We start from the raw sequence: 21,082 nt of genomic DNA, 5'->3' as shown, positions 1-21,082 counted from the left end.
TGTGATCTAACTCAAAAAAGTTAGAGAGAATTCTCTAGCTTAATGAGAATTTTTCTCTTTTAGAATGAATACATTGCGTAAAAATAACTCATCTTGTTGAAAAATTTCAGGTAAAATAACCGCACTTTTCTCACAAAGGAATTGACTGAGGCACTTTATGACTGAAAATGAACAATGGCGACCAACAGCCAGTATTCAAAACTTATTAGCTCGCGCCAAAATTATGGCTGAAATTCGTCGCTTTTTTACTGACAGAGGATTGCTAGAAGTCGAAACACCAATTTTAAGTGAATTCGGTGTAACGGATGTGCATCTTGCCACCTTTAGCACAGAATTCACCTCACCGTTTAAACATCAATCAAAAACCTTATGGCTCTCAACTAGCCCAGAATACCCAATGAAACGCCTACTGGCTGCGGGAAGTGGGGCGATTTTTCAGCTTTGTAAAGTGTTCCGCAATGAAGAAACTGGCACAAAACATAACCCGGAGTTCACGATGTTGGAATGGTATCGTCCGCATTTTGATATGTACCGTCTTATCAATGAAGTGGATGATTTATTACAGCAAATTTTAGATTGCGCTCCCGCAGAAAGTATGACATATCAATTTGCCTTTCAAGAATATGTCGGGCTAGATCCGCTTTCTGCCTCTCGTGAAGAATTAATTGCCAAAGCGAAAGAATATCATCTGGAACAAGCAGAAAATGAAGAGAGAGATACCTTACTACAATTTTTATTCAGCGCTGTGGTTGAACCAAATATTGGACAAGAACGCCCCGTTGCCATTTATCATTTCCCCGCAACACAAGCAGCATTAGCACAAATTAGCTCAGAAGATCACCGTGTGGCAGAGCGTTTCGAGTTCTACTATAAAGGCATTGAATTGGCTAACGGCTTTAATGAACTTACTGATGCAAACGAACAACGCCATCGCTTTGAACAAGATAACCGCCAACGTGAACAATTAGGTTTACCAATCCGCCAACTTGATGAGCGTTTTCTCGCTGCACTCCAAGCTGGTGTGCCAAATTGTGCTGGCGTAGCCTTAGGCATAGATCGTTTAATTATGATTGCACTTGGTGCAAAAAATATCAGTGAAGTGGTTGCATTTAGTATAGAAAATGCTTAATTAAGAAAAATCATAAAAAATGACCGCACTTTGGTTTGAAGATCAAAGTGCGGTCATTTTTATTGAAGTTTTTCAAAGTAAAAAGAAAGCAACTCAGTACTTTGGGGAGTGGCGAAGAATGTCGCAAAACATAGTGCATTGTGTTTCTGAATTAGATGATAAATTGTGATCTGTTGCACATTATTAAATAAAACACCTATTTATTTTATTTTTTATGAAATGTTGTTTTATAAATATAATTGGAGTGGCTTTAATTGCTTGTTTATCAATATGTTAGGTTTATATATGCAGAGAAGAAAACGGATTTCGGTTAATAAAAGTGAGGCGGAGATCACATTTTTTCATTTGGTATATTTTTCTTATTTGTTTTAACTATATGTTTTTATTTCATATTTTTCATTTGTTTAAAAGTTCCCTGTTTTTGACAGAAAAAAATAACCTACCTATATTATTTCCAACCGAAATTATTTTTGGTTAATTAATATCGGATTGATAGAAATTGGGGTTTTATTCTGTCGGGTATAAAAGACCTTAAACAAAGGAAGTTCATTATGAAAAAGACACTTATCGCATTAGCTGTAACAGCAATGGTTTCAGCCACCGCAAATGCCACTGTAATCTATGAAAAAGAAGGAACAAAAATTGATTTAGATGGTCGTATGCACTTTGAATTGCGTAATGATTCAGAGCGACGCAATGATTTACGTGATATTGGTTCACGTGTGCGTGTAAGAGCATATCAAGATGTCGGGGCGGGTTTTCAAGTATTTGGTGGCGCAGAGCTTCGTTTTTCTAGCGGTAGTGGGGCAGCGGATGCCATTGGAAATAATTTAAGAACACATCGTTTATTTGTTGGTGTGAAACAAAATGATGTGGGTACTTTAACCTTTGGTCGTCAATTAAACTTAGGTGATAACATCCCTAAAGCAAATTATACTTATGATGGTGGCGGTAATATTTTCTTCGATGGGCATAAAAAAGCCGCAACATTTATGTCTAACAAATTTGCTGGTTTCCGTTTTGCCGCAGATTATTACTTTGGACAAGCGAATAAAGCGAACCAAACTTCAAGCGGTACAACTGGCTGGGATGAAGGTCAAGGTTATGGTGTAGGTGTATTCTATGATAATAGCTTTGGTGATTTTGATGTTCGTTTTGGTTCGGGTTATTCTGCGGTAACTCAATCTGAAGACAATACCAAAGCCAAAGAATTCAAACTTAAACGTGGTGGTGTTGGTTTTGATCTTACCTATAACAAACTTGTTACACTAGGCTTTGACTGGGCATTTGGTAAAGTGTCTAAAACAGGTGTTGAAAGTAGTAATATTGGTTTCCAAAAAGTCGCAGGTTATAAAGCAAGGTTGCATAAAAATAACCGTTTCTTAGTGGGCTTAAAAGTAATGGCAACGCCGCAAAATGCTGTTTATGGAGAATACTATTTTGCAACAGGTAAAAAAGCAGATCCAGCAGCGAAAGCGTTAAAAATGCGCGGTTGGATGTTAGGTGTAGATCATCGCTTTAATAAAAACCTTGTTGTGTATCTTGAGGGTGGTAAAGGTAAAGTTACACAAGATGGTAAAGTGTTGAACACAAAAGGAAAAGCAAACCATCGTGTAGCATTGGGTGCGCGTTTCTTATTCTAATATTAATAGTTTGATTTAAATTCCTACGATAAATAATGGGCCACCCTTAAATTAGTGTATTGTCTAAATTTAGGTGGCCTATTTGTTTTCGGCAAAAGCTTAATTCACGACCTGCCCAATAATACTCCGAGTTTCTTCTTTCACTTCGGTGAGTATCACTTGTATTTTGTCGCCAATTTTATAAGCTTTTTCACCTTTGATATAAAGGGCGATTTCGTCAGGGTTAACTTGTATTTCTTCCTTATTATTGTGAATGGTGGAAGCGGGGATAAACATTGACGCGCCATTTTCTAACAATAATACACGCAATCCGCTACGCATTACATCTTGAATTTCAGCGTCAAATTGCGGTTTGCTTTCTACTTTGTCGGCTAAATAACGGCAGTATAGCCAATCCGCAATATCACGCTCGATCAAACGATTTTGCCGGCGTGCCTCTTGTAAGCGTTGTAGTACTGCATCAGTCGGTTTTTGATATTGCTGCGTTGTTAGGCTTGCTTTGATGAGGCGGTGATTCACCATATCACAGTATTTACGAATTGGAGATGTCCAAGTCGCATAGCCTTCTAGCCCTAAACCAAAGTGCGGTGCTAATTCTGCTTTAAATTCCGCAAAGGTGAGGTAGCGGCGTAAGCGTAGCTCTAGATAATCTCCCTCAATCGGTTCAATATCGTGTCGCATACGACAATACCCCTCAAGTGTTGCGAGGTTTTCAGTGGAATAACGTGTTTTTAGTTCGGCTTCACTCTCTTCATTTGCTAACTGAGAAAGGAGAAACTGTTGTGCGGAAGTCAGGTTTTTGTTATCAAAGCCTGAATGGGTATTAAAAATACCACATTGTGCTGTTTCATTAAGATAATGCGCCGCACAGATATTCGCGAGGATCATTGCTTCTTCGACAATTTGATTGGCAATACGGCGATATTCGGCAACGATTGCCTCAACTTTTCCATTTTCAGCCAATTTAAAGCTGTAATCAGGCTTTTCTTTAAATAGCAAAGCATTGGTTTTACGCCATTGGATTCGTGCTAAGGTAAATTGATGAAGCAGATCGATTTGATTTTTGGTGGCTTCGTCATTTGGTTGCCAAGCATTGTTTTGCTGTTCTAAGTAATCCGACACATTATTATAGGCTAATTTCGCTTTTGACTGGATCTGAGCGAATTGGAAAAGAGGTTTGCTACGGAGATTGCCTTGTAAATCAATTTCAATATGACAAACTAATGCAGGACGCACTTCATTTTCCATCAGTGAACAGAGTTCATCTGAAAGCTCTCTCGGCAACATTGGAATGTTAAAACCCGGAAGGTAATTGGTGAAACAGCGTTGCTTGGCTTCTTGTTCAATGATTGAATTTTCATCAATATAAGCAGTAGGATCGGCAATGGCAACCACTAATTTCCAGCCGACTTGTTGTCCGTTTTCATCAAGCTGTTCAATATAAAGCGCATCATCCATATCTTGGGTGCTTTCGCTATCAATCGTAACAAAATGAAGTGCGGTCAAATCCTCACGTAGTTGTTTATCAAGCATTTCATAATGATCTTGTCCCTGAACAGGGTAGCGAGACTGTTGATGGCGCGCTAAGGTTACCCACCAAGGGGCAAATTCATCACGTTGTGAGCAAATAAATTGAGTGATTTGAGCAAATAAAAAACGGTCATCGCGTAATGGGTGGGTTTTCAATTCAGCCACCACCCAATCGCCTTCTTGTAAGTCTTCGGTAACCGCTTTAATTTTATTCGCACCAATAGGTTGATTGATTTGTGGATGATCCACCAAGACTTGCAATTTTTTGTCTTTATTGAACCGCACTTTAGCGATAAAACGAGTGAGCATTGGCTCGATCAGTTCTTCTGGCTCGGCTTGTTCTTTATCGCCGATCGTTTCAATGCGTGCTTTGATTTTATCGCCGTGCATCACTTTTTTCATTGCCGCAGGAGGAATGAAGTAGCTTTTTTTATCCGTTTCTAAAAAGCCAAATGCTTTGTCTGAACCGCGTACCACACCTTCAACGACAGGTTTGCTATCACGAATTTGTTGTTTTAATTGAGATAATAGGGGATTATTTTGAAACATATCATTTCTTCTTAATAAACGACAAAAGGCAGACGTTATAGGTCTGCCTTATTTTGTTCGAGGTTAAATTTATTCTGCACCTAATTCGCTCATTGCAGTAATGCTAAAGCCTGCATCAACGTGCAATACTTCGCCAGTTACTCCAGAAGCTAAATCAGAGCATAAGAAAGCGGCGGAATTACCTACATCTTCGATGGTTACTGTACGACGTAATGGCGCAGTGTTTTCAAAGGTTGCCAACATTTTCTTGAAGTTTTTAATGCCGGATGCTGCTAATGTGCGAATTGGACCGGCGGAAATCGCATTGACACGGATGCCGTCTTTACCTAGATCGGCTGCCATAACTCGGGTACTTGCTTCAAGAGAGGCTTTTGCTAAACACATCACATTATAGTTTGGAATAGCGCGCTCAGCGCCTAAGTAGGTGAGGGTAACCAAGCCTGAATTTGGATTAAGCATAGGGCGTGCTGCTTGTGCCATTGCGACAAAGCTGTATGCGCTGATATCGTGTGCAATGCGAAAGCCTTCACGTGTCGCCGCATTAACATAATCACCATCTAATTGATCGCCCGGTGCGAACGCGATTGCGTGGACAAAACCATCAAATTTTTCCCAGTGTTTACTTAATTCCGTAAAACAGTTGGTGATATTTTCATCGCTGGCAACATCAAGAGGAAGAATAATGTCTGAACCAAATTCTTTGGCAAATTCTTCCACGCGAGGTTTTAATTTGTCATTCAAATACGTGAATGCAAGCTCTGCACCTTCACGTTTCATTGCTGCAGCAATACCATAAGCGATAGAACGATTGCTCGCCAAACCTGTAATTAAAATACGTTTACCTGTTAAGAAACCCATTTTTTATTCCTTTTTATGAACCTAATGAATTAGGTATTGTGAAAAATTGTGCTTAGTATAAGGGAAAAGTTGCGCTTATACAAAGCTGACCTGAATTTTGGCAAAATTTACACCGCACTTTGCTTTTTTACTGGCGTTGATTTAGCGTTAATGTTGCCTTACTGAATACTATTCCCTTGAGATTAACTACGCTGGATTGTAAATATCTTTGAACGCCACATCAACATCGTAGTTTTTCGCCAGCCATTCTCCTAAGGCTTTGACACCATAACGCTCAGTACAATGATGCCCAGCGGCGAAGAAATTAATCCCTTGTTCTCGCGCTGAATGGATTGTTTGCTCCGAAACTTCACCCGTAATAAACGCATCAATGCCTTGTTGAGCGGCAAGATCAATATAGCCTTGACCGCCCCCCGTACAAATGCCCACCGTGTGAATGAAGTGCGGTGCATTTTCCAAACAAAAAAGTGGTTTGCGTTGTAATTGCTGTTCAATACGTTGTGCCAATTCTTCACCACTGATTGGTGTTTTTAACGTCCCGTAAACGGGAATGCTGAATCTCCCTTGTTCCAATGGTTGGAGATCCTCAATACCAAGCAAGGCGGCAAGTTGTGCGTTATTGCCAAGCTCAGGGTGAACATCAAGGGGTAAATGATAGGCATAAAGATTAATATCATTTTGCAATAATGCCTTAATTCGCTTACCTTTCATTCCTCGAATACAAGGATTTTCGCTTTTCCAAAAATAGCCGTGATGAACCAAAATGGCATCGGCATTTTGTTTAATCGCATAATCAATTAACGCTTGGCTTGCTGTTACGCCAGTGATGATCTTTTTAACTTCATCTTTACCTTGTATTTGTAAACCATTCGGTGCATAGTCGGTGATGCTAGTAGAATCTAGTTTTTGATTGATTAATTGTTCTAATGTTAAATTGTTCATTATTTATTATTCACTATGAAAAAGAAAAGACAGCCTTAAGCTATCTTTCCTTTATTAATTTATCTTTACCCTTTATGTTTCATTGCGGGGAAGAGAATTACATCACGGATTGATGGCGCATTGGCGAAGAGCATTGCTAAACGGTCAATGCCAAGACCCTCTCCAGCCGTTGGTGGCAAGCCGTGTTCAAGTGCGGTAACGAAATCGTCATCTTTAAACATCGCTTCGTCATCACCAGCTTCTTTTGCGGCAACCTGTGCATCAAAGCGTTCAGCTTGATCTTCGGCATCATTTAATTCTGAGAAACCGTTACCAATTTCACGTCCGCCAATAAATAATTCAAAACGATCGGTAACCTCTGGGTTTTCATCATTACGACGTGCTAATGGTGAAATTTCCGCTGGATGAGCCATTAAGAAAGTCGGTTGAATTAAGTGATGTTCTGCCACTTCTTCAAAAATTGCGTTTACGATAGAACCTAAGCCCCAAGATTTTTGTACTTCAATGCCAAGTTTAGTTGCCAATGCCTTAGCACGATCGAAATCATAAAGATCTTCTTTCTCAATGCCTTTATCCGCACCGTATTTTAAAATTGCTTCGTGCATAGTGATACGCTCGAATGGCTTACCGAAATCAAATTCATAGTCGCCATAAGGCACAATTGTGGTGCCGAGAATGTCTAGGGCGAGTTTGCGTAATAATTCTTCGGTGTTATCCATTAAATCGTGGTAATCCGCATAGGCTTGATAATATTCGATCATCGTAAATTCTGGATTATGACGTACAGAAACCCCTTCATTACGGAAGTTACGATTTAATTCAAATACACGTTCAAACCCACCTACAACAAGGCGTTTTAAATAAAGTTCTGGGGCAATACGTAGATACATATCAATATCTAATGCATTGTGATGGGTAACAAATGGACGGGCAGCAGCACCACCAGGGATCACTTGTAGCATAGGCGTTTCTACTTCAATAAACCCTTTGCTGATGAAATACTCACGCATTCCAGCAATCACTTTTGAGCGAATAATGAAAGTGCGGCGTGATTCTTCATTAGAAATGAGATCTAAGTAGCGTTGGCGATAACGCATTTCTTGATCGGCTAAACCGTGGAATTTATCGGGTAATGGGCGTAGTGCTTTGGTTAAAAGTTGCACTTCTGAGGCGCGAACGGTCAGTTCATTGGTTTTGGTTTTAAATAATGTGCCTTTAACCCCAACAATATCGCCTAAATCCCAGTTACCGACATCATCAGCATAGACGCCTTCTGGCAAATTATCACGAGCGATATAAAGTTGAATGCGTCCGCTCATATCTTGCAAGGTAACAAAGGTCGCTTTACCCATAATGCGACGTGTCATAATGCGCCCTGCCACTTTCACTTCCACATTTTGGGCTTTCAGTGCTTCGCCTTCTACTTCATCATATTGTTGATGCAAATCCTGTGCAAGCGCATCACGGCGGAAGGTATTGGGAAACGCATTGCCTTTTTTACGCAATGTGGCTAATTTTTCACGGCGAACTCGCATTTCACCATTTAAATCTAATTCTTGAGTTTGTTCTGTCATTTTGTTTTACCTTTAAATTTTATTGTTATCTACACAACCGTTTATGAGGCAAGGTTAAAATCGTTTAGTCAATCTATGGTTTGCGAATAATCAGATGTTTCTTTCTTTTTTATAAGAAAAACCTGAGCATTAGTGATGTCAGAAAAGATCTTGATTTTTTATCTAACGATTACAAACCAGCTTTTAAGCTTGCCTCAATAAATTTATCTAAATCACCATCTAACACGGCTTGCGTGTTGCGGTTTTCAACCCCTGTACGTAAATCTTTAATTCGTGCATCATCAAGCACATAAGAACGAATTTGGCTGCCCCAACCAATGTCGGATTTATTATCCTCCATAGCCTGTTTTTCGGCATTTTGTTTTTGCAATTCAAGTTCGTACAATTTGGCTTTAAGCTGTTTCATTGCTTGATCTTTATTCTTATGTTGTGAACGATCATTTTGACATTGCACCACAATACCACTTGGAATATGGGTAATTCGCACCGCACTTTCTGTTTTGTTCACGTGTTGTCCGCCAGCACCAGAGGCGCGATAGACATCAATGCGTAAATCCGCAGGATTGATATCAATATCAATGTTGTCATCAATTTCAGGATAAACAAAAGCGGCACTAAAAGAAGTGTGACGACGATTATTCGAATCAAATGGACTTTTACGTACGAGACGATGAATGCCCGTTTCTGTTCTAAGCCAGCCGAAAGCATATTCGCCAGAAACACGGATCGTTGCAGATTTTATCCCCGCGACATCACCGTCAGAAACCTCCATCAATTCGGTTTTAAAGCCTTTACTTTCAGCCCAACGTAAATACATACGCAATAACATTTCTGTCCAGTCTTGTGCTTCTGTTCCGCCAGAGCCTGCTTGAAGATCGACATAGCAATCTGCCGCATCATTTGCGCCACTAAACATACGGCGAAACTCAAGTGCGGCTAATTTTTGTTCTAATTCATCGAGTTCTGCCACCGCCTCATTGAAGGTGTCTTCATCTTCAGCTTCAATAGCAAGTTCTAACAAGCCCTCTACATCTTCCAAGCCTTGTGTTAAATGTTTAATGGTATCAACCACCGCCTCTAAGCTCGCACGTTCTTTGCCTAGCGCTTGGGCTTTTTCTGGCTCATTCCATACATCGGGCTGTTCTAGCTCCGCATTGACTTCTTCTAAACGTTCGATTTTGCTATCAACGTCAAAGATACCCCCTAAGGGTTGCCGTACGTTCAGCAAGATCGGCAATTTTATTTTTGATTGGGTTAATTTCAAACATAAATTCAGTTCTATATGATTTTTAATATAAGAGCCGAATTATATGCTATTTTAGCCCAATTTGGTAGGTCAATTATGTTGAAAGCCTTTTCCTATTAGCTTGTTAATAGGGCTTGTGATAAAATCTGCCGTTCGCAAGGAATGAATATCAGGAAATAAAAAATGAAGAAAATAATTACCGCACTTTCGTTAGCGACTTTGTCTGCTTATGCGCTGGCTAACGATGCTCAAATTGAAAGCCAATTAAAAAAATTGGGGATTTCGCAAATGGAGATCAAATCTTCTCCGCTTGCAGGAATTAAAACAGTCATCAGTAATGAAGGCATTTTTTATACCTCTGAAGATGGCAAATATGTGCTACAAGGGCAACTATACCAACTCACTGATAAAGGTCCAGTAGATTTAACAGGAAAATTTTTACTTGATAAATTAAACAGTTATAAAGATGAAATGATTGTTTATCCAGCAAAAAATGAAAAATATGCGGTAACCGTATTTATGGATATCACTTGCCATTATTGTCATTTATTGCATCAGCAAATTCAGCAATATAATGATTTAGGCATTACCGTGCGTTACCTCGCGTTTCCTCGTGGTGGATTGAATAATAACACGGCAAAACAAATGGAAGCCATTTGGCAGGCAAAAGATCCTGTGTATGCCTTAAATGAAGCAGAAAAAGGCAATTTGCCGAAAACCTTGAAGAATGCCGATAGAGTAAAAAAACACTATGAGCTTGGTGTACAATTTGGTGTGCGCGGTACGCCTAGCATTGTTACGCCGACAGGCGAGCTGATTGGGGGCTATTTACCACCAAAAGAATTATTAAACGCGTTGCAACAAGAATAAGCGCGGTAAAATTTTTTGTTGGGGGCTATGTATTCCCCCAAAATAGCGAGAGTGAAATCCATTAATTTGATATGAACAAAACAATCCAACGCCGTCCTATTAGCTCAGAACAGCCTATTAGCGATCATCCTTTGCTTGATCGCCTTTATCGTGCGCGTCAAATAAAAAATTCGCAACAATTAGACCGCACTTTAAATTCAATGCTTTCTCCTCATAGGTTATTTGGTATGCAACATGCGGTAAATGTGTTGGCACAGGCACGTGAAGCGCAAAAAAAGGTGGTCATCGTTGGGGATTTTGATGCGGATGGTGCAACCAGTACAGCATTAACCGTTGTGGCGTTACGTCAGCTTGGCTTTCAGCAAGTGGATTATCTTGTGCCGAACCGTTTTGAACAAGGTTATGGCTTAAGTGTTGAGGTGGCGAAATTAGCTTTGGAAAAACAGGTAGAGGTGCTTATCACCGTAGATAATGGCATTTCTTCCTTTGAAGGCGTTGCCTTTTTAAAAGCACAGGGCGTACAAGTGGTGGTAACCGATCACCATTTACCTAGCGAAACCTTGCCGGAAGCTGATGCCATTGTAAATCCCAATTTATCACAATGTGATTTTCCGTCTAAATCTTTAGCAGGCGTTGGAGTTGCTTTTTATGTGATGTTGGCGTTGCGCGCCAAGTTACGTGAACAAGGCATATTTGATAACAAAAGCCAACCCAATTTTACTGAGTTGCTTGATTTGGTGGCACTTGGCACCATTGCCGATGTGGTGCCATTAGATCAAAATAATCGTATTCTCGCTTATCAAGGCTTGCAACGTATTCGTGCAGGACGTTGTCGCTACGGTATCCAAGCCTTAGCAGAAGTGGCTAATCGTGATATGAGCCGATTTAGTGCGTCAGATTTAGGCTTTGCTATCGCGCCTCGTTTAAATGCAGCGGGTCGGTTAGATAATATGTCAGTCGGGGTAGAATTACTTTTAGCACAAGATATGCCTTCTGCACGGGCATTGGCATTAGAGTTAGACGGGCTTAACCAAACACGTAAAGAAATTGAACAAGGAATGAAATTAGAGGCGCTAGAAATTTGCCGAAAATTGACCGCACTTACTCCGCCATTGCCAACAGGTATCGTGCTTTATCAAGCGGATTGGCATCAAGGTGTGCTGGGCATTTTAGCGTCAAGACTAAAAGATCAGTTTCATCGCCCCGTGATTGCTTTTGCTCAAGATCAGGAAGGCATTCTTAAAGGCTCAGCGCGTTCTATTGAAGGATTACATATTCGCGATTTATTGGAGCGCTTACATTCTCGCCATCCAGATATGATTATCAAATTTGGCGGACACGCAATGGCCGCAGGGCTGAGCATTCAAGAAGAAAAATTTAGTGATTTCCAACGACTATTTAATGAAGTCGTAACGGAATGTTTAGATGAGAAAGATCTGCAAGGTGTCGTGTGGACGGACGGCGAACTTGAGCCACAATTTATGAATTTAGATACGGCAGAGCTACTCAAGCAATCAGGGCCTTGGGGGCAAGCTTTCCCTGAGCCTGTCTTTGATGGTGAATTTAAACTCTTACAACAGCGTTTAGTGGGCGAAAAGCATTTAAAAATGATGGTTGAGCCAATCAATGGTGGAGCTTTATTTGATGCCATTGCATTTAACGTAGATACTCGTTATTACCCTGATCTTTCATTAAAAAAAGTGAAACTCGCCTATAAATTAGATGTTAATGAATACCGTGGGCAGCGTAATATTCAGCTCTTGGTGGATTATATTGAGCCATTGGCAGATTGATGGTGTATAAAATGTGGCGGCTACTTTTTTTCTTTATGATGCTTGGTGTGAGCCAAATAAGTTGGGCTGAACCCCTTGAACAGCCTAAGTTACATATCAGCCAATTTGAAGAAGGGCGTGATTATTTTTCTTATCAGGAGCCATTAGTGATTCCTGCTCGTGCTGATCATAAGATTTTAATTCAATTTTTCTTTGATTATGATTGCCGTGTTTGTTCTGTGGCGCAGGATATTCTTAATTTATATAGCCAAATCAATCGTGATCATATTGTACTCACGGAGATTCCCGTTGCCACAACAAAAGCGAACTTAACGGCAAATATTTTTTACACCTTACAGCAAATGAACGCAGAGAATGTTTCTGATTTATTGTTGTTTGAAAGTTCTGAAAAAAAACGTTATACCGAATTAGCTCATTTTCCTACTTTCTTAAAATGGCTTGCACAACAACATATTGATACAGAAGAATTTACTAAATTGTATCATTCGGTTAATGTCCGTTTACAAGTAAAAGATGCCATTCAACTGACGGAAGAATATGGGGTATTTACTTATCCTTATGCCATCATTAATGGCCGTTATGTGCTGACCGCAAGCACCCTTTATAACGATGATTATAGCTTTGCCGTGTTAGATTTTTTAATTAACAAATTATTACAAGAGAAACAATGATGAAAATTGGAATTGTCGGTGCAATGGCACAAGAAGTGGCGTATTTATCTGCCCTAATGGAAAACCAAACGACAACGCAAATTGGTGGCGCAACCATTTATCAAGGTACAATTAATGGCAAAAACATTGCCTTATTGCAATCAGGTATAGGAAAAGTGGCAGCTGCAATGGGAACCACTGCGCTGTTGCAACTTGCTAACCCCGATGTGATTATCAACACAGGCTCGGCAGGTGGGGTTGCAGCGGGATTAAAGGTAGGCGATGTAGTGATTTCTACCCAAACAGCTCATCACGATGCGGACGTTACCGCATTTGGCTATGTCAAAGGTCAGCTACCTAATTGCCCCGCACGTTTTAATTCTGACGAAAATCTCACCGCACTTGCGGAAAAAGTGGCACTTGCGCAAGGGCAAAAAGTGCATAAAGGCTTAATTTGTTCAGGTGATAGTTTTATCCACGGCGGAGAGCCTCTCGCACAAATTAAACAACATTTTGCTGATGTAACAGCGGTAGAAATGGAAGCCGCCGCCATTGCCCAAGTGTGTCACGCTTTCAACGTGCCTTTTGTGGTGGTTCGTGCAATTTCTGATAGTGGCGATGGGGAAGCGAGTATGTCCTTTGAAGAATTCCTTCCCCTCGCCGCTAAGCAATCTTCCGCAATGGTTGTGGCGATGATTGATGAGTTGTCATCATTTAAGCCATAACAGAAAGACGACAGTAAGAAGCCTTAGTATTTTTATATGTTAAGGCTTTTTTAATTCTGTGCTTTTAAAAATGGCAAGAGTAATAAGGCAATAAGAAAGGCGCAGCAGGAAATCACCACAAAAAAACCGTTCCAATGAAAATGTTGCATAATAATGGCTAAAGGATAGCCTGATAATGCCGCCCCTAAATAAGCAAATAAACCGATAAATCCCGTAGCGGTGCCAGCCAGTTTCTTATGGGAGCATTCCGCTGCTGCCATTCCAATCAGCATTTGTGGACCAAATACAAAAAATCCGATAGAAAAAAACACCGCACTTTGCAAAATAAACTTTTCTTGCACCATTAACCACAATGCTAAAATAGAAAAGAAAATACCAATCGCAAATAACAGTGCCATAGGGCCACGATTGCTAGAAAATAATTTATCAGATCCCCAACCAGCAACTAACGAACCCAAAATACCGCCAATTTCAAATAGCGAAATAACACTGTTGGCAGACACCAAATCATAATGATATTTTTCAGTTAAATAAATATTTCCCCAGTCGTTAATGGCTGTTCTGACAATATAGACGAGGGTATAACTGAGTGCCAAAAGCCAAATATATTTATTTAACAAAACGTAGCGATATAATATTTGTTGCCAGCAAAGATCTTTTCCTTCTTGTTCTTGAATTAATTCTAATTGATCCTTTCGCCATTGCCCAATGCTAGGTAATCCAAGAGATTCAGGGCTACCTCGTAACCGCAGGGCAAGGAATAGGGCAATAAAAAGCGTGATGATCCCAGCAATAATGAATCCATAACGCCAACTATAATGCAAAGTAACATAGCCAATAATTAAAGGGATTAATGCGCCACCCACATTGTGTGCAGTGTTCCATACCGACCACCAAGCGCCCCGTTCTGTACGAGAATACCAAGTGGTGAGCAATTTAGAACAAGCAGGCCACCCCCAGCCTTGAAACCATGCATTGAGAATCCATAAGCTCATAAAAACGAAGAGTGAACTTGATAATCCAAAAAAGATATTTATAACGCCACTAAAAAAGAGACCGATTGCCATAAAATAGCGTGGATTAGTGCGATCAGAAAACATACCAGATAAAAATTTAGAAATGCCATAAGTAATATAAAAGGCGGTGGTCATCATTCCAATATCATTTTTATCAATGCCTAAATCAGAAATTAATGCGGGAACAGCATAGTTAAAACTTTTTCGAGTAAAATAAAAACCGGCATAGCCAATATACATCACAAACATTAAATGAATGCGCCAATATTGGTAACGTTGATTGATTTGTTGCGGTGTTTCTTTATTCATTAGTTAATCCAAGGTAATTCTACAAAAATACCTGTGCCACTTTGCTGGTGTTTTGTCCATTTTACAGAATGAATCTCAAATTTTCCGCCTAACATTGCAACACGTTCTTTCATTCCTTTTATACCTAATCCACTGTGGTTGATTTTAGATAAATCAAAACCAATGCCGTTGTCTTGAATATGTAATGTGATTTTTTCATCAATGTTCACATTAATAGTGATTTTTGTTGCACCCGCATATTTTTTTATATTATTTAATGCTTCTTGGCATAAACGATATAACGTAATTTCAAGTAAATGAGAAAGCACGCGATTTTTCGGATTATGACAATGCAAATAAATATGTGTATTTTGGCTTGCAAAATCTAATTCAATAAAAAGATTTTGTAAGGCTTCTTGTAAGTTGAGGTCATCTAAAATACGTGGACGGATTTTATTAATAAGCCCTTTAATACTATCGTAAATATTTAAGGATAATTGCTCAATAATCTGTGAGAGTTTTTCGTATTCTGGTGTTTTTCCTATCCGTTTTAAAATACTGGCTTGTGTTCTAATAGCCGTGATATTTTGTCCAATTTCATCGTGTAATTCTCGTGAGATTTCCTTCCTAATTTCTTCTTCACGATGAATTAATTGCTGGGTTAAATATTGGTTTCTCAGCAATTCTTGGCTTAAATGCTGATTTAAATCTCGTTGATGTTGAATACCTAAGCCAAGGAAAATGCCTGTAATGGTTTGGGCAGAAAGGGTGAGCAATAAATCCGTTAATTCTACATTAGAAAAATGGTGAGTTGTACTAATCAGCGCCAAACTATTTAATAAGATCCCTAGCAAAGCGCCTTGCCAGCCGTAACGAAAAGCCAGCAAAATAATGGGTATGGCTAAGAAAAAGAGTGAAAAACGATTAAAAGATTCAGGTAAATCAGTCTGGATATAAATATTTAAGAGGAATAATAACAAATAAATAATAATAGGTTTCGATCTTAAACTGATGGGTTTTCGGATAAGGCTTGAGGTTAAAGGTAACCATTTTATTTCAAAAAGAAAATAATAAATTAAATAACAAATTGGAATAATTAGCACCGCACTTGAGAAACTGACAAGAAAGGTGAAATAAAAATGCGCTGTACTTATAAAGTAGAGTGCGTTGATTAGGCTGAGTAAGGTAATTAATAAACCTTGTAATAATAAACAGCGTAATTGACTTCCAAAATAGTATTTCTTAAATATGAACAAGATAGGTATATTCAATAACCCTAGTAAGACAATAGAAATATAATTATTGGCAGGAAAAGCAATAGAGAGTAAGAGTAAAATGCTATATTCAGCAAGATAAATAGCAATCCAATATTTTAGTTGTATGTGAATGAGAATACCAATGCGTAACGCAAAAGGAAAAAATAAAAAAGACAGCAGTGGATCATCTAATAAATAATTAGAAATAATCCATAAGCAAAAATAGGCTGGGGCAACAAAAAACCAGCTATATATAAAAGAGAAAAGGGTATTCATTTTATCCTTTACTACGGAATAAATTGGCTAATTCAACATTATTTTTAACATTTAATTTACTCATCGCATTGGCACGATGAACGTGAACTGTTTTTATACTCAGGGATAAATAGATCGCAATATCTTTTACATTACGCCCCTCGGCAAGTAATTCACAGACTTGTTGTTCCCGTTTGGTCAAGTGTGCCAGAGGATGCTGAGTTGGCGTGGAGACCAGTTTCAAGGTTAATTCTGGCATTAAATATACCCCTCCAGCATAAACGGTGCGTACCGCTTGGATTAATTCGTCTGGGCTACAACGCTTGCTTAAATAGCCTTTTGCACCTAATTCAAGGGCTTTTTTAACAATCAATTCTGAATCATTGACGCTGAGCATAATGCAGTGAATGCCTTGTGGAATATCAGCTAATAATTCTAACCCGCCTTCATCAGGCATCGAAATATCCATAATGCACACATCAGGTTTGAGGCGTGGTAAATTTTGACGGGTTTCTTTTGCTGAACCAAATTCACCGACAATACGCATATCTGGTTCTAAAGAAAGCAGTTGCGAGAAGCCTGAACGCACCACGAGATGATCATCAACTAACACGATATTAATCATTTTGTATCCTAGCCATAAGGTATTAAGCAAAGCGGGAGAGCATTGTACTCCAATAAAAAAATTATGCAGTGAAAATTACACTGCATAATTAATATTGTTGTGAAAAGAGAAAGTGCGGTGAAAAATTATGCTATTTTTTTAAGCGACGAATTTTCTTCTCTTCTGCAATTGCCACAAAAGCAAGCAATACCATACATACAATCGCAGAGGTATTTAACGCGGCAAAGGTTCCTGCCCAACCGGTTAAACCAAAGATAGGGGTACCATCTGCGATCATGCCCAAACCAAGTTTTGCAAAGCTATCGCCAATCAGATAAGCAAAGGTACCTTTAACTCCATCCGCAACCGCAATCGCTTTTTTCGGCACAAAGCCGACCGCTGCAACGCCGATCAATAATTGCGGTCCAAATACCAAGAAACCAAGTACGAATAATGAGATTAAGTACATATATTCGTTGCTTGCAAATTGATAAAACTCAAGGGTAAAGACAATTAAAATCAACGCAATACAAGCAGTTAATCCACGTCTTCCATTAGCTAAATCAGATAAATATCCCCATAAAAATGTGCCGACTAATGCCCCCACTTCAAATAGGGCAAAACCAGAAATGGCGGCATCTTTTGAGAACCCTAATTCTTGGTAGGCATAAACAGGCGACCATTGATCGATACCAATGCGTACGATATAAAGGAAAATATTGGCAAAGCAAAGTAACCAAATCACCTTATTTTTTAAGATATAGCGCACGAAAATTTGCCATTTAGTGAGCTGTTGCGCTTCGGCATCACGATCTTCTTCACTGATTTCTTCGCCAAATAATTCTTCTGCTGTACCTAGTCCATAAGCTTCAGGAGAATCTGAACCATAGCGTAACCCTACAAATCCGACGATCAACGCAATCATAGAAGGGAAAATAAACATTCCGATAACGTGTCCATCAAATAACACGTTCGCCCCAAATAATGCCACCCCAGCGGCAGCAGCGCCCCCTACGTTGTGCGATAAATTCCAAAAACCAAGGAAAGAGCCACGTTTTTTACGCGGAGTCCATTTGGTAATGGTGGAATAACTTGAAGAGCCGCCTGTACTTTGGAAGAAGCCACTGAGTGCATAAAATGCAACCATTAAAAATAATGCGACACTACCCCCGCCCATACTCGCACTAAAGCCGATCATACAAAGCGCAGAAAGAATGAGCATAAAAGGAACAAATTGTTTTGTATTTTTGCCGTCCGCATAATAAGAAACAAGGGTTTTCCCAATCCCGTATGCCACAGAAAAACCTAACCCAATCATACCGAGTTCAGTTTTAGTTAGTCCGTAGGTTTCGATCATATCATTTTGTGCAACGTTAAAATTCTTACGAATCAAATACATTGCCATATAGCCAATAAAGACAACCAAATAAGATTGCATAAAGGGTTTAAACCACATTTTGCGGCGTTCTTCCACGGGAAGAGCGAGTACAGGTTTTCGTACCTGTTGTAAAAATTTGAACATAATTTCCTCAATATAAAGTAAAAAAGTGCGGTTAAATTTTAATAAGATTTTGCTTTTCTGCCTTGAGATGAGCGCTTAGATGAGTTAGGAAAATTTCTTAGTTTTACGCTGTTTTGAAGATTTTTGTGAGATAGATCACATTTTTATAAAAATTAAAAAATCTGACCGCACTTTATTTTGGAGGGAAAACAATAGGCTACGTATTGGCAGCCCATTGTGGGTTAAGCTTTTTTCAAAAACGCTGATTTTAATGAGAAACTTTGGCCGTCAATTTTGCAATCTACATCGTGATCGCCATCAACTAAGCGAATGTTTTTCGCTTTTGTGCCTTTTTTCAATACAATAGATGAGCCTTTCACTTTCAAATCTTTAATTAAAATGACACTATCGCCATCTTGTAGTGGATTGCCGTTGCTGTCTTTCACCACTTTTTGTTCGGTCTCATTTTCTTCATCGCCAGACCATTCATAAGCGCAGTCAGGGCAAACAAAATTTAAACCATCGTGATAAACATATTCACCTTGGCATTTTGGACAAGTTGTTTGTTCCATTTTTTCCTCTTATCTAAATTTCAATATAAACAATCAGTTACATTTTTTTGATTGAATAGTAGTAATGCGAGCGAAGTATAGCAAACAAATCTCTTTCACTGTAATGATTTTTAAAGATGCCATAAAAGAGAATTTCCGCTAAACTAGCGGCTTTTAGAGGGAAACAAGATGAAAAAAACAGTTTTATTACTTGGGGTTAGTGCATTACTAAGCAGTGCTTACAGCCAAGCCCATAACTTGCAACTTAATGCAACCCTACCAGTGGTAACCGTCGCAGATAAAGGTGAGCTTATCGTTAAAAATCAAGAGATTAGTGCAAAGCCTTGGCAATCTACCCAGCTTAAAGGTAAGGTTCGTGTATTGCAGCATATTGCAGGACGTAGCTCGGTAAAGGAGAAAAATTATCCTTTAATGGAAGCTATCAAAGCACAGCATTTTAATGGCGCACAATATCAAACCACAAATATTATTAATGCAGATGATGCGATTTTTGGCACGGGGGCTTTTGTGCGCAGTAGTGCGGAAAAGGCGAAAAAAGAAAATGCCCACAGCCAGATTGTGCTGGATAATCAAAGTGCGGTGAAAAATGCGTGGAAATTAAAAGAGAAAGAAAGTCTGATTGTGGTGTTGGATAAAGAGGCAAAAGTGAAGTTTGTTCACGAAGGGAAACTTTCTTCTGCACAAATCAATGAAATTTTAGCCTTAGTTAAGGATTTGCTATAAAACGTATCGTCTGAATAACAGAATGCGAAATATTCCAACCGAGTGATAAGGGAAGTGCCGAATAATCGGCACTTTTTTAATGGAAAAGCGCTTGATGTAAGGCGTCGATTTGTGCCTTTTCGCTTTCCAGTGAAAGTCCGTTTAGGGCATAATCTAAATCTATTTTTGCTTGTTTGAATGCAGCGTTACAAATGGTTTGATTATCTGATTGCCTCCACAGTATGGCGAGTGCTTTTTGTACTTTGATGTGAATTTCTAACATTGCACTTCCATCACGACAAATAGGAGTGAAGGATTGTAAAACAAGTTCTTGTTCGTTGAGATTTAACATTGCCAGACGATCATATTTCACTGCTTGCTTTTCTGCTTTGCTATCAAGTAGTAAGCGTAATAAAACGCTAATCACTTTAATTGCCGTGCCGGGATCGTTCACCGCTTGCGATAAGGCACGTTGCGCCACTTCGCTTAATACAATCAGACCAAATTTAGGATCTTGCGCATAAGAGCGGTTGTTTTCGATGATAAAATTTTCTTGCAGTTGAGCGATGTGTTCAATGGGCTTATTGACATAGGCGATTGGCATATTCGTATAAACCAATTTTCCGGGTTGAATGGCAATTTCAATTTCGCAGTCATTATTATCAGCAAAATCTTGCAAATTTTGCATATTTATATGGCTCAAATAGCCAGTTTTATGCGCGTGAATTGAGTAGGAAAATTGAATTTTCTCAAGGGATTTTGCCCCCATATTTGGCTGTTGCCAATAATTGTTTAAGGCTTGCTGTGAGGCAGTTTCAATCTTTTCTAAGGTATTATTTAATAACCCAAGCTGTGATAACGCACTCACCCACGTAATCAAGGTGGTAAATAAATGAGTACACAAATCGTCCCAATAAATAGCACAAATCGCCCCGCCTCGTTGTAATAACCCATTCCTAAGGTTATTTTGGCAATCACCGCATAAACAAAGGCTGAAATAAAACTGGAAATTGCAAGACGCGTGGTGTTATCTCCCATTACTAATTCGGTCGCTCTTGGCGTTGCCCCGTTAGAAGCAGAAGAAAAAGCCGAAACCATAATAGAAAGGGAAAAGGTACTCACCGCTAACATACTCGATGCCATAATGCTGAGAATGTCATTGAGTAATTCTTCGCTGATTGTAGGCATCATTGCCAATGGCAATGATTTATTTTTAATTAATGTTGAAATGAGCGTGAGGAATGTCGCAAAAAGCGCGCCTAAGACTGGTGTGATCCATAGCCCATTACTTGGTTTTTTTAACCACAAAATGAAAGTGAAAATTTTTTCTTTAAAATAGCCTAGCATTGATAACCTTATATATTTAAAAGCGAATTTCT

General features: G+C 39.2%; 19 protein-coding genes. 7 read left to right on the top strand and 12 right to left on the bottom strand.

What is annotated here, in order from left to right:
• Positions 1-157 precede the first annotated feature (157 nt).
• Both epmA and L5B90_RS03265 read left to right on the top strand, forming a co-directional pair.
• Positions 158-1,129 (top strand): elongation factor P--(R)-beta-lysine ligase, encoded by a 972-nt coding sequence (gene epmA / locus L5B90_RS03270; RefSeq protein WP_265762137.1) that lies wholly within the window; start codon positions 158-160, stop codon positions 1,127-1,129.
• Between the two features lie 551 nt (positions 1,130-1,680).
• Positions 1,681-2,772 carry a porin gene (locus L5B90_RS03265; RefSeq protein WP_265762136.1) on the top strand — a complete coding sequence of 364 codons (1,092 nt, stop codon included), beginning with the start codon at positions 1,681-1,683 and terminating at the stop codon, positions 2,770-2,772.
• 99 nt (positions 2,773-2,871) lie between these two features.
• Here L5B90_RS03265 and rnb read toward each other — a convergent pair whose 3' ends face one another.
• The 5 genes from rnb to prfB form a co-directional block, all read right to left on the bottom strand.
• Positions 2,872-4,851 (bottom strand): exoribonuclease II, encoded by a 1,980-nt coding sequence (gene rnb, locus L5B90_RS03260; protein ID WP_265762135.1) that lies wholly within the window; start codon positions 4,849-4,851, stop codon positions 2,872-2,874.
• A gap of 69 nt (positions 4,852-4,920) precedes the next feature.
• Complete coding sequence (locus L5B90_RS03255) at positions 4,921-5,709, bottom strand: SDR family oxidoreductase (protein WP_250364310.1); 789 nt, start codon at positions 5,707-5,709, stop codon at positions 4,921-4,923.
• A gap of 186 nt (positions 5,710-5,895) precedes the next feature.
• Positions 5,896-6,651 carry a Nif3-like dinuclear metal center hexameric protein gene (locus tag L5B90_RS03250; RefSeq protein ID WP_250350634.1) on the bottom strand — a complete coding sequence of 252 codons (756 nt, stop codon included), beginning with the start codon at positions 6,649-6,651 and terminating at the stop codon, positions 5,896-5,898.
• Positions 6,652-6,716: 65 nt separating this feature from the next.
• Positions 6,717-8,225 (bottom strand): lysine--tRNA ligase, encoded by a 1,509-nt coding sequence (gene lysS, locus L5B90_RS03245; protein WP_265762134.1) that lies wholly within the window; start codon positions 8,223-8,225, stop codon positions 6,717-6,719.
• A 169-nt stretch (positions 8,226-8,394) separates the two neighbouring features.
• Positions 8,395-9,493, bottom strand: a protein-coding gene (prfB, locus tag L5B90_RS03240; RefSeq protein WP_265762133.1) for a peptide chain release factor 2 whose coding sequence is annotated in 2 segments (ribosomal slippage) — positions 8,395-9,417 and positions 9,419-9,493 — 1,098 coding nt in all. Because the reading frame shifts where the segments join, the coding sequence is not laid out codon by codon here.
• 161 nt (positions 9,494-9,654) lie between these two features.
• Here prfB and dsbC point away from each other — a divergent pair.
• The 4 genes from dsbC (at position 9,655) to L5B90_RS03220 (ending at position 13,509) form a co-directional block, all read left to right on the top strand.
• The gene (gene dsbC, locus L5B90_RS03235) at positions 9,655-10,341 is read left to right on the top strand and encodes a bifunctional protein-disulfide isomerase/oxidoreductase DsbC (protein WP_265762132.1); all 687 of its coding nucleotides are present in this window, start codon (positions 9,655-9,657) and stop codon (positions 10,339-10,341) included.
• A gap of 71 nt (positions 10,342-10,412) precedes the next feature.
• A complete protein-coding gene (recJ, locus tag L5B90_RS03230) occupies positions 10,413-12,134 on the top strand; it encodes a single-stranded-DNA-specific exonuclease RecJ (protein WP_265762130.1) in 1,722 nt (573 codons plus the stop codon).
• A gap of 11 nt (positions 12,135-12,145) precedes the next feature.
• Positions 12,146-12,805, top strand: a complete 660-nt coding sequence (locus L5B90_RS03225) for a thiol:disulfide interchange protein DsbA/DsbL (protein ID WP_250364316.1) — start codon at positions 12,146-12,148, stop codon at positions 12,803-12,805.
• The gene (locus L5B90_RS03220) at positions 12,805-13,509 is read left to right on the top strand and encodes a 5'-methylthioadenosine/adenosylhomocysteine nucleosidase (RefSeq protein WP_265762544.1); all 705 of its coding nucleotides are present in this window, start codon (positions 12,805-12,807) and stop codon (positions 13,507-13,509) included. The genes L5B90_RS03225 and L5B90_RS03220 overlap by 1 nt, the downstream gene beginning before the upstream one ends.
• 50 nt (positions 13,510-13,559) lie before the next feature.
• Here the strand turns inward: L5B90_RS03220 and uhpC are convergent, their stop codons facing one another.
• The 5 genes from uhpC to L5B90_RS03195 form a co-directional block, all read right to left on the bottom strand.
• Entirely contained in the window at positions 13,560-14,834 is a 1,275-nt protein-coding gene (gene uhpC / locus L5B90_RS03215; RefSeq protein WP_250350628.1) for an MFS transporter family glucose-6-phosphate receptor UhpC, read from the bottom strand.
• Positions 14,834-16,345 carry a signal transduction histidine-protein kinase/phosphatase UhpB gene (uhpB, locus tag L5B90_RS03210; protein ID WP_265762129.1) on the bottom strand — a complete coding sequence of 504 codons (1,512 nt, stop codon included), beginning with the start codon at positions 16,343-16,345 and terminating at the stop codon, positions 14,834-14,836. The genes uhpC and uhpB overlap by 1 nt, the downstream gene beginning before the upstream one ends.
• A 1-nt stretch (position 16,346) precedes the next feature.
• On the bottom strand, positions 16,347-16,949 hold the full coding sequence (locus tag L5B90_RS03205; protein WP_265762128.1) for a response regulator: 603 nt from the start codon (positions 16,947-16,949) through the stop codon (positions 16,347-16,349).
• A gap of 130 nt (positions 16,950-17,079) precedes the next feature.
• Entirely contained in the window at positions 17,080-18,450 is a 1,371-nt protein-coding gene (gene uhpT / locus L5B90_RS03200) for a hexose-6-phosphate:phosphate antiporter (RefSeq protein WP_265762127.1), read from the bottom strand.
• Between the two features lie 221 nt (positions 18,451-18,671).
• Positions 18,672-19,001 carry a zinc ribbon domain-containing protein YjdM gene (locus tag L5B90_RS03195; RefSeq protein WP_250364326.1) on the bottom strand — a complete coding sequence of 110 codons (330 nt, stop codon included), beginning with the start codon at positions 18,999-19,001 and terminating at the stop codon, positions 18,672-18,674.
• 168 nt (positions 19,002-19,169) lie between these two features.
• Between L5B90_RS03195 and L5B90_RS03190 the strand changes: the two genes are divergently transcribed.
• On the top strand, positions 19,170-19,724 hold the full coding sequence (locus L5B90_RS03190) for a YtfJ family protein (protein ID WP_265762126.1): 555 nt from the start codon (positions 19,170-19,172) through the stop codon (positions 19,722-19,724).
• Positions 19,725-19,800: 76 nt separating this feature from the next.
• On the opposite strand, the gene L5B90_RS03185 is transcribed toward L5B90_RS03190, so the two are convergent.
• Positions 19,801-20,607, bottom strand: a complete 807-nt coding sequence (locus tag L5B90_RS03185; RefSeq protein WP_265762125.1) for a DUF2254 family protein — start codon at positions 20,605-20,607, stop codon at positions 19,801-19,803.
• Positions 20,580-21,050: a DUF2254 family protein gene (locus L5B90_RS03180; protein WP_265762124.1), complete on the bottom strand. Its 471-nt coding sequence runs from the start codon at positions 21,048-21,050 to the stop codon at positions 20,580-20,582. The genes L5B90_RS03185 and L5B90_RS03180 overlap by 28 nt, the downstream gene beginning before the upstream one ends.
• Positions 21,051-21,082 lie beyond the last annotated feature (32 nt).

Source organism: Avibacterium sp. 20-129 (assembly GCF_026226845.1).
GTDB lineage: Bacteria > Pseudomonadota > Gammaproteobacteria > Enterobacterales > Pasteurellaceae > Avibacterium.
Note: the sequence above shows the minus strand (reverse complement) of the source record. Positions and strands in the feature narration are given on the sequence as shown.

Coding starts and splice junctions, on each gene's coding strand:
- L5B90_RS03250 (WP_250350634.1), bottom strand. CDS start 6,651: ATGAACAATTTAACATTAGAACAATTAATCAATCAAAAACTAGATTCT.
- rnb (WP_265762135.1), bottom strand. CDS start 4,851: ATGTTTCAAAATAATCCCCTATTATCTCAATTAAAACAACAAATTCGT.
- L5B90_RS03220 (WP_265762544.1), top strand. CDS start 12,805: ATGAAAATTGGAATTGTCGGTGCAATGGCACAAGAAGTGGCGTATTTA.
- dsbC (WP_265762132.1), top strand. CDS start 9,655: ATGAAGAAAATAATTACCGCACTTTCGTTAGCGACTTTGTCTGCTTAT.
- uhpT (WP_265762127.1), bottom strand. CDS start 18,450: ATGTTCAAATTTTTACAACAGGTACGAAAACCTGTACTCGCTCTTCCC.
- L5B90_RS03190 (WP_265762126.1), top strand. CDS start 19,170: ATGAAAAAAACAGTTTTATTACTTGGGGTTAGTGCATTACTAAGCAGT.
- lysS (WP_265762134.1), bottom strand. CDS start 8,225: ATGACAGAACAAACTCAAGAATTAGATTTAAATGGTGAAATGCGAGTT.
- epmA (WP_265762137.1), top strand. CDS start 158: ATGACTGAAAATGAACAATGGCGACCAACAGCCAGTATTCAAAACTTA.
- L5B90_RS03255 (WP_250364310.1), bottom strand. CDS start 5,709: ATGGGTTTCTTAACAGGTAAACGTATTTTAATTACAGGTTTGGCGAGC.
- L5B90_RS03265 (WP_265762136.1), top strand. CDS start 1,681: ATGAAAAAGACACTTATCGCATTAGCTGTAACAGCAATGGTTTCAGCC.
- recJ (WP_265762130.1), top strand. CDS start 10,413: ATGAACAAAACAATCCAACGCCGTCCTATTAGCTCAGAACAGCCTATT.
- L5B90_RS03225 (WP_250364316.1), top strand. CDS start 12,146: ATGTGGCGGCTACTTTTTTTCTTTATGATGCTTGGTGTGAGCCAAATA.
- uhpC (WP_250350628.1), bottom strand. CDS start 14,834: ATGAATAAAGAAACACCGCAACAAATCAATCAACGTTACCAATATTGG.
- L5B90_RS03205 (WP_265762128.1), bottom strand. CDS start 16,949: ATGATTAATATCGTGTTAGTTGATGATCATCTCGTGGTGCGTTCAGGC.
- L5B90_RS03180 (WP_265762124.1), bottom strand. CDS start 21,050: ATGCTAGGCTATTTTAAAGAAAAAATTTTCACTTTCATTTTGTGGTTA.
- L5B90_RS03195 (WP_250364326.1), bottom strand. CDS start 19,001: ATGGAACAAACAACTTGTCCAAAATGCCAAGGTGAATATGTTTATCAC.
- uhpB (WP_265762129.1), bottom strand. CDS start 16,345: ATGAATACCCTTTTCTCTTTTATATATAGCTGGTTTTTTGTTGCCCCA.